The following is an 8,425-nucleotide window of genomic DNA, read 5'->3' as shown; positions in this document are numbered from 1 at the left end:
GCTCCCCAGGTTGTCCACCAACCCCAGATCTCGAGCGGCCCGGCCGCCGTTGAAGCGCTCGTCGATCACGGCGCCCTTGCGGTCCTGCTGCGAGAAGTAATAGCGGTCGAAGGAGATGACGCCCGGCTGTCCCGTATTGGGCACCCAGACATAGGCCAGGCGGCCGCCCGAAAGCTCGTCCACTTTGCGTCGGTTGTCTTCGACCCAGGCCCGCTGGCGGAGCATGCCTTCGGAAGCGATCGGTTCGACCGTCACCGTCCAGGCCCCCTTCATGTCGGGCTTGTCGTTGATGTGAAGAACCGTCTGCCGTCCGCGCGTGCCTTCAAGCAGGCGGTAGGGATCATCGCGGTCGGTCATTTCAACGCCGTCGACGGCCAGCAGGAAATGCCCCTCATCAATCCTCAGCCCGGGATTGTCCAGGGGCGCCCGGAGTGTCGGATTCCAGCTTTCATGGGTGAAAATACGGGCGATTCGCCAACGGCCGGCGTCCGCCAGGAGGTCGGCTCCCAAGGCCGCACTTTTCGGCGAGGCCGTTTCGGGCATGTCGCCGCCGCTGACAAAGCTGTGGCCCACGGACAGTTCGCCGTTGACCATGTCGATGACATAATTGAGGTCGGCCCGATGCCGGACATGCGCGACCAAAGGTTCATAGCGTTTCCAGACGGCTCCCCAGTCCGCACCGTGCGTGGTCGGATCATATAAAAAGTCCCGTTGATAGCGCCAGGATTCCTCGAAGATCTGGCGCCACTCCACCATCGGATCGATTCTGGCCTGCAGGTCGACGTTCAGACGTCCCTTTCCGGGTTCCGGCGGCCTGGCCGTATCCACGACGCGCCACTGGCCGTCGGCCTGAAACAGAAGACTGGATCCATCGCCCGAAACCGCGGCTCGAGTGACGCCGCGGACGAATTCCTTCGCCTCCCGGCTTTCGAGGGTGAATTTTTGTAGAACCGCGCCTTGTTGACCCTCAACGAATTCTGCGATGAAGACCGTGCCTTTCGGACCGGCCATGAGACCGGCGTAACGGCGGACGGGCATCGGCAGGGCGACAATCCGGCGGTCGATGCCGTCGAAATCGATGCGGACGGGGTCGGCGGCCGGTTCGGATTTGGCGTCGGCGCCTTTCGTGTCGGGCTTGGCCTCGGCCGGCTTTTTCTCGGCGTCGGGCTTTTTCTCGCCGCCCGGTTTTTCTTCATCGCTGCGGAGGGTGAACGGCGTCGGGTCATCCGCCCGAAGAACGCTCACATAAGCGCCGAAGCTGGGGGATGCGGTCATGGAGCTGGTGTTGGCCCAGCCCGCCGCCCGGCCCAGATCCGTGGATGCGAGGAACCAGAGATGGCGTCCGTCACGGTCCCATTCGGGCGATATCGCATGGGCCATGGCATCCGTAATCGGCATGCTTTTCCCTGTCTCCAACGACCAGATAACGATCCGGCGGAAGTGGTTCGGATAGGATTTGGCGTAGGCCAGCCACTTGGAGTCCGGAGACCAGACCGGCCCGGGGTCGGTCCGGCTTCCCAGCAATCCGTCCCGATCCACCGTGCTGATTTCGCCTGTGTCCAGCCGGATCACTCGAATCCGGACACGGTCGTCCACGAAGGCGATCCGGCTGCCGTCGGGCGACCAGGCCGGCGCCCAGGCCATCTTCGACTCTCCGATGTCGTAGGAGCGGGGCTCGGAAAGACCGTCCTGAGAGCCGACAAGCAGGCGGTAGCCGCGGCCGTCGTCAGAAAACCAGGCCACCTTCGCGCCGTCCGGCGACCAAACCGGCGACCGATCCGCGGCACCGGAATTGCGGCTGAGGTTTCTCACGCTGCCGTGCTCCACGGGAATGGTGAAGATTTCGCCGCGGGCCTCCATGACCGCACGCTTGCCTGTGGCCGAGAGGGACGCCTCCCGGATGTTCCGGCTCACATTCACCCACCGTGTCTCGGCCCAGGGGAAGTCACCGCGGATTGAGATGTCGAGTTTCCTGATATTTCCCGAGGCCGGGTCCAGTGTATGGATCCAACCGTCCTGTTCGAAGACCAGGGCGTCGCCGCGGCCGGCCAGAGTTTTGACATCGACATCGCGGAACCGGGTCACCTGTTCCATGGAGCCCGTCTTCACATGGTAGGACCAGATGTTGCTGACCCAGTCGCGGTCGGACAGGAAGAAAACGCGATCGCCCAGCCAGACCGGATGGATGTCGATCGTCCGCTCGTTGGGGAGCAGGACTTCATCGAGGGTTTTGAGGTCCAAGAGGACAAGCGGCGTATTCTGGCCGCCCCTGTAGCCGCGCCATTCGACGTCCCAGCGGCTGATCTGATCGACAACCATTCGACGGCCGTCCGGTGAGTACGAGGCCCGGTGGCCGAAGGGAGAAGGAAGCCTTAAGGACGGGCCGCCCTGCGGAGACACGGTCCAAAGGCGATCGTAGCCCACAGGCGCCGTCTCCCGGCTGGAGGCATAAAGGATCCGGCTTCCGTCGGGAGTCCAGCCTCGGGCATAGGAGGACGCGGGGTACCAGGTCAGGCGCACGGCGTCTCCGCCCGCCGACGGCATGACATAGACCGCCCAGTCGCCGGACCGGTTGGAACTGAAGGCGATCATCCGCCCGTCGGGAGACAGATGGGGGTCACTCTCCACGGCGGGCGTGCTTGTCAGGCGGCGGGCTTCGCCGCCCTCGCGGCCGACAAGCCAGAGATCGCCTCCATAAGCAAAGGCGATGTGGTCGGCGCTCACCGTGGGTTGGCGAAGAAGCCGGGCGTTTCCGGCATTGTCCACCGCGGACACGATGCTCGTGAAAACAAGCAGCCCGAGCAGTGCGACCGCAAGCCTGAATATCCCGGTTCGGTTTTCATGACGATCTTTCATTTTTCCTCCAAACAAATTCATATTTTCATACTTATCATTACTTTGCCAAAGCCAAGCAAGAATCAATCCACCAGGAGGAAGCTGTAGAGGTAGATGCCGTTGGGATCGGACAACCGATCCAGCTTTTCATAGTCCGACGTGAGCTGTTCAAGAAGGCGGCGGGCGACGGACGGTTTCAGTACGGTTTGTCCATCGACCCCGGCCAACCGAACGGCTCCGCGCAATAGACCGGCAACCATCCTCTCCCGCCAAGTCTCCTTCCGCTCGATGATCTTCGTCCGATATTTTTCGAGCTTGGCCAGACGGGCGGCCGAGGCGACGGCGTCATCCAGGCTCCCCAGGTTGTCCACCAACCCCAGATCTCGAGCGGCCCGGCCGCTCCAGATGCGGCCGCGGGCGACACGATCCAAATCCTCCCGGCTCATGTTGCGCGCGGCGGCCGCCTTGCCGATGAAATTCTCATAGCCGTTGTCGATCACGGCCTGGATGACCTTGCCGGCCTCCGGGTCAAAGGGCAGGCCCGGCCTCAGGGCCCCGGCCAGCCTCGTGGTGGCCACGCCGTCGACGCGGATTCCAAGATGCTTGGCCAGCGGTTTGTGGTAATTTGGGAACATGCCGAAGATACCAATGGAGCCCGTGATGGTGCTGGGGCTGGCCCAGACTTCGTCCGAGGCCATGGTGATCCAGTAACCGCCCGAAGCCGCCACGCTGCCCATGGAAGACACCACGGGCTTGCCGGCTTCGCGGACCAGCTCCAGTTCACGGCGGATGACCTCGGAGGCAAACGCGCTTCCGCCGCCGCTGTCCACGCGCAAGACGACGGCCTTAACATCCTTATCATGGCGGGCCCGGCGGATCAGGGCGGCGGTCGAGTCGCCGCCGATTTCTCCAGGCGGGCGCGAGCCGTCCAGAATGGTGCCGCGGGCGACAATGACGGCCACGGCATCACCCTTGGTCTCGGCGGCGCCGGGCCGCTTTCTGCCGAGAGCTTCGAGATAGGGAGCGAAGTTCATGCGTTTGAAAGATTTGGACTTCTTGTCCTCGCCCACAAGATCGATCACCCGATCACGCACGGCATCCCGCGGACCCACGCGGTCCACAAGGCCCGCAGCCAACGCCGCGGCAGCCGTGTCTCCCCCTGCGGCCTGCAGGATCTCGGGAAAATGATTGATGTAGTCGGCCAGGGCCGCAACTTCGATTCCCCTTGCCGCGGCCGTCTCGGCCAGGAACTGGTCCCACTGGTCGTTCAGGACAGCCAGGTCGGCCTCCTTGGCCTCGGGCGAAGCGCCGCTGCGCATGTAGGGTTCGGTGGCCGACTTGTACTCGCCGACCCGGAAGATGTGCCACTCCACCTCCAGCTTGTCCAGACCTTCCTTATAATACATGCGATACCGGGAATAGCCCTCGAGCATCAGCATACCCATGTCATTGATGTGAATCTCGTCCGCATGGGCGGCCAGGTAATAGGCCGTTTGGTTGTAGTTGTCGGAGACGGCAATCAAGGGCTTGCCGCTCTCCTTGAAGTTCAGGAGCGCCGTGCCGAGGTCCTCGAGTTTACTTTTCCCGCCGCCCGAAAGCTTATTGAGATCCAAAACCAGGGCCTGGATGCGGGAGTCCTCACGGGCCGCCTCGACGGCGTCCAGGAGATCCTTGAGCAGCGCCTCCTCCTGATACTGTCCCGTCAGCCTGTCGACGACGCGGCTGAGGTTTGTTCCCGAGAGCTGTTCAACGATGACACCCGCGGGATTGAGCACCAGGGCCGCCTTTGACGGCACCTTTGGCTTGCCGCCCCCGAACACCAGGGACAACAGAAAAACGACCAGAGCCAACAAGAGGATGTTGGCCACGATGCGTCCGCTGATATCGATCCCCCGACCGATTCCGGAGAAAATCCGCCGGATTCCGCCGCGTTTTTCGTTCATGTCGTTCTCCTTCTTCCCCATCATTTAATATTTATCGAAGCCATGCAATATCTTCTTATGCGCCTTCGCCCCAGCAGATCATAATAACCTCACCGTATTCTCCGGGTCCGGCCCAGAACTCGTGGGGCATCCCCGCCGGGACATGGACCGCAACGCCCTCACTGAGCCGTTGTTCCCGGCCGTCCAGCCGGGCCATGATACTCCCCCGAGTCACGATAAAGAGGCTGGGAAACGGATTGGTCTGATCGGAGGGATCGGCGTTGATATGCATTCCCTCTTTGATCTGGTACCAGCCTGTTCGCAATCCTTGGTCATAGAAAAAAATCGCGGCATTGCCGCCGTGGACGAAACGGGTCGTCCCCTCGCCGAAAGGCACGACTTCCGGCCAGTCCCGGTTCCAGAAGTGGAACGTCAGCGGCAGAAGCAGGGCCTGCAGCTCCGGTGTCAGCCGGCCTCCCGGAATGACCGGATCCATATCGGCCGGGTCGCTCCAATTCGCCCGCCCCATGGCGGTCATGGCGTTGATTTCGTTCCGGTCCAGCCTGCGGAGCGTCTCCATATTGGTGCGGAATCCACCCGCGTGATCTTCGGCAATGCCGTCCACAACCTCGGCCGGACCATCCGGAGCCAGAACAACCGTGAATTCGCCGCCGCCTTCGCCGGAAATCCAAAAGGCAACGAAAATCGGCTCTTTCAGGGACGGCATTTCCTCCCTGCCCCTCCAGGCTTCCGCGTAACGGGCCAGGATGGTCCGCGCTTCATCGGCGGAGTTGTCATGCCTGTCCGTTTGCGGAGGGACGGTCATCCCCGGCTCCTGCGACGCGGGGGCGGAACACATAAACAGCGTTGCGGTCAAAAGACATGTCAAGAAACCCAATCCGATTTTCATGATCTCTCCTCGATGAATTCCGGAAAAAAACCGGCAGCCCGCGGCCGCTCGGGTCTAACGAGCTGATTCTCAGCGCTCATAATAGATTTACGAACCCGGAGGGCCTTTGGTTCCGTACAACACTCCCCCACCCGCGGAACACCCAACAAAACGTGGCGGCGTTAAGCGCCTAAAACCGCAGAGACAGGCCGCCGCGGAGAATGAGGCCGTTGAAAAATCCGCCCTCGGCCAGAACATGGAGATTGTCCATAAGGCGGGCTCTCAAGCCGAATGACAAATTAAAGAAAGGCAGAAACGGGATCTCTTCAAAAAGCGAGTCCTCGCCCTCCTCCCGTTCGTTATCGATATCTTCCAGAGTTTTTCTGTCGCTGTCGCCGCCCATCTCATCCGGTTCATTGGGAACTTTGAAGGTGTAATCGTAAGCATAATCCAGTTCGGCTTTCCTCAGGGCATTTACAGAGGCGAAACCGAATCCTATCTGAAAATAGGGACTGATTCTCCGGGATGCGACAATATTCCAGCGCAAAGAAAGCATCATGGCGGTGGGTTTGACGGCAAGGCCGCCGGAGGCATTGATATCGGCCGTCCCCGAGAGATCTTCGACATCATTGCGCATATTCACCAGGATCGACGCCCGGTCAAGCGCGAAATTCATGGACGTCTGTTCTACGGAAAACCCTAAACTGAACGATCCGTCACGGCCTTTGGGATACCAACGGGCTTCGACCCCCCAGTTGGATCCGTTCGCATTGAACTCCGATGAGGAATCCCAGTTGTCCACATAATAATCCGGATTTTCTTCCTGGATGCTTTCTTCGGCGGAATTGACAAACTCTTCGGAGAGATCCTCAATCATATCCTCCACAAGATTCTTAATGACGTTCAAACTCCATCCCGAATAGTGAAAACCGATTTCGAAATGGCCCTGGGCGGCAGCCGGAGGTGCGGCTGACCAGAAAACAAACAAAAATACTCCAAAGATAAAGATCTTGATTCCCCGTTTCATATGATCCCTCCTCTCGGCCGAACGGCCATTCGTCGATCCAATACCCCGTTCTCCTCGGTGAGAAAATCGTAGACCTGAATCCGAAAGATGTCAAGTTGGCATCCAGGCTAGAATTGCTCGGGATGGTTATCGCCCCGCCGCCGCTTTCAAGATGCGGATTCCGCCGCTGAGAACGACACCGGCAATGATGACGCCGATGACGAGATCGGGATAACGGCTGCCGAGGATCCAAACCAGCGCGCCGGACAAAATGACGCCCGTGTTGGCAATCACGTCGTTTTGGGAAAAGATCAGGGACGCGCGCATGTGAACGCCTCCGTCCCGGTGTTTGGAGATGAGCCACAGGCAGATGGAATTGGCGATCAGGGCGATGACACCGACGCCCATCATCAGGGAACTGACGGGTTCGCTTCCGTGAACGGCCCTTCGAGTCACGTCTCCGAGCACCATCATGGCCAGGGCGATCTGGACGATCCCGCTGAGCCTCGCCGCGTTCTTTTTCAGGGCGTCGCGTTTTCCGACGGCATAGAGGCTTATCGCATACACGGAGGCATCGGCGAACATGTCCAGCGAATCGGCGATGAGGGCCGTGGATTCCGCCAGCAATCCCAGGACCAGTTCAAAGACAAACATGAAGGCGTTGATGCCGAGAACGATCCACAGGGTTTTCCGCTCCCGCTCATTTCGGGCTTCAAATTCACATTCGCATCCTGACAAATCGGCCTCCGGACTAAGAGATCAAACAAACGCACCGAAAATATACCGGATCCGGACCCAGGTCAATATGCCCGCGGATCCGGCAACGAGGCGGGAACTTCGATCTCACGCATTTCGCCGTCGATGCTGCATTTTTCTTTTCATAAAAGCCGGTCGCCAACCGACTAAAACACAAAAGGGGGTAAGCAATGAGTCGGGAACACGGTTTTGAATCCCAAAGCAATGTCGGGGACGTCCAGGTCAGCCTGGATAAGAAGGGGCGCCCGGATCATGTCCTGGTCGTCTGCGATTTCAAATGCAGCATCGACGTGTGTTCAAGAAAATTCATGGTTCCGGCAAGTTTTCCCGAGGCGGATTTCTTAATAGCCCGTCCTATCCTTTTCCGGAAAAAAGGGGATTTTTCCGGAAGACGGCATGTGATCCCGTTTGAACCCGACAACACACATCAATTTCAAGGAGACATCCATTCCGGAGAGATCTTGCCCATAAATCCCTTTGACCCGGTTATCCAGGTTCAAAAAGAGATCATGGAAAAAAGAGGCCATACGTTTCGAGTTATGGAATACCTCAAGAACCGCGGATACTCGCCGACTGCATTTTCCGATAAATTCAGAAAGGCCGCCGGCATCACCCTGAAAAGCTTTGCCAACAAGATTCGGCTTTGCCATGCCCTGTGGGACCTCCTGGTTAATCACAAGGCGATCAAATCGATCGCCTTGGATTTCGGTTATGATCCGATTTCCTTCAGCCTGAAATTCTTCAAGACATTCAACGTCTGGCCGTCCGAGGTTCGCAAGACCGCCGGCTCATGGAGTGACGTTCTGGAAAACCGTTTTATATCGCCGGGAAGAGAGCATGCACGCTCAAAAATAATATTATCTTTTCGAAAATAATATTATGCGTTTTTTCTTGACTCCAGCAGCCTTTGACAATATTCATGTAAGAGGCAGATGGGTTACCTACATTCCGCACGAAACAATCTTGAAATTGAGGAATTATTATTGAACTTATCATCTTTAATATCAGCTGGATAGC

Annotated in this window: 6 protein-coding genes; 1 reads left to right on the top strand and 5 read right to left on the bottom strand. The window is 58.9% G+C overall.

Annotation, left to right across the window (positions count from 1 at the left end; genetic code table 11):
* From SCM96_15595 to SCM96_15575, 5 genes are all read right to left on the bottom strand, one after another.
* The coding region (locus SCM96_15595; GenBank protein ID MDW7762050.1) for a PDZ domain-containing protein at positions 1 to 2,856 on the bottom strand (2,856 nt) is incomplete at its 3' end.
* A 62-nt stretch (positions 2,857 to 2,918) separates the two neighbouring features.
* Complete coding sequence (gene sppA / locus SCM96_15590; protein ID MDW7762049.1) at positions 2,919 to 4,778, bottom strand: signal peptide peptidase SppA; 1,860 nt, start codon at positions 4,776 to 4,778, stop codon at positions 2,919 to 2,921.
* Positions 4,779 to 4,833: 55 nt separating this feature from the next.
* The gene (locus SCM96_15585; protein ID MDW7762048.1) at positions 4,834 to 5,583 is read right to left on the bottom strand and encodes a cupin domain-containing protein; all 750 of its coding nucleotides are present in this window, start codon (positions 5,581 to 5,583) and stop codon (positions 4,834 to 4,836) included.
* Between the two features lie 253 nt (positions 5,584 to 5,836).
* Positions 5,837 to 6,673 (bottom strand): hypothetical protein, encoded by an 837-nt coding sequence (locus SCM96_15580; protein ID MDW7762047.1) that lies wholly within the window; start codon positions 6,671 to 6,673, stop codon positions 5,837 to 5,839.
* 126 nt (positions 6,674 to 6,799) lie between these two features.
* A complete protein-coding gene (locus tag SCM96_15575; GenBank protein ID MDW7762046.1) occupies positions 6,800 to 7,390 on the bottom strand; it encodes a cation transporter in 591 nt (196 codons plus the stop codon).
* A 188-nt stretch (positions 7,391 to 7,578) separates the two neighbouring features.
* Between SCM96_15575 and SCM96_15570 the strand changes: the two genes are divergently transcribed.
* Positions 7,579 to 8,283 (top strand): helix-turn-helix domain-containing protein, encoded by a 705-nt coding sequence (locus SCM96_15570; protein ID MDW7762045.1) that lies wholly within the window; start codon positions 7,579 to 7,581, stop codon positions 8,281 to 8,283.
* The last annotated feature ends 142 nt before the right edge of the window (positions 8,284 to 8,425 follow it).

The organism is Acidobacteriota bacterium, assembly GCA_033549365.1.
Classification (GTDB): domain Bacteria; phylum Acidobacteriota; class Aminicenantia; order Aminicenantales; family Saccharicenantaceae; genus JAWSUF01.
This window is presented reverse-complemented; position numbering and strand designations above follow the sequence as displayed.

Coding starts and splice junctions, on each gene's coding strand:
- sppA (MDW7762049.1), bottom strand. CDS start 4,778: ATGAACGAAAAACGCGGCGGAATCCGGCGGATTTTCTCCGGAATCGGT.
- SCM96_15585 (MDW7762048.1), bottom strand. CDS start 5,583: ATGACCGTCCCTCCGCAAACGGACAGGCATGACAACTCCGCCGATGAA.
- SCM96_15580 (MDW7762047.1), bottom strand. CDS start 6,673: ATGAAACGGGGAATCAAGATCTTTATCTTTGGAGTATTTTTGTTTGTT.
- SCM96_15570 (MDW7762045.1), top strand. CDS start 7,579: ATGAGTCGGGAACACGGTTTTGAATCCCAAAGCAATGTCGGGGACGTC.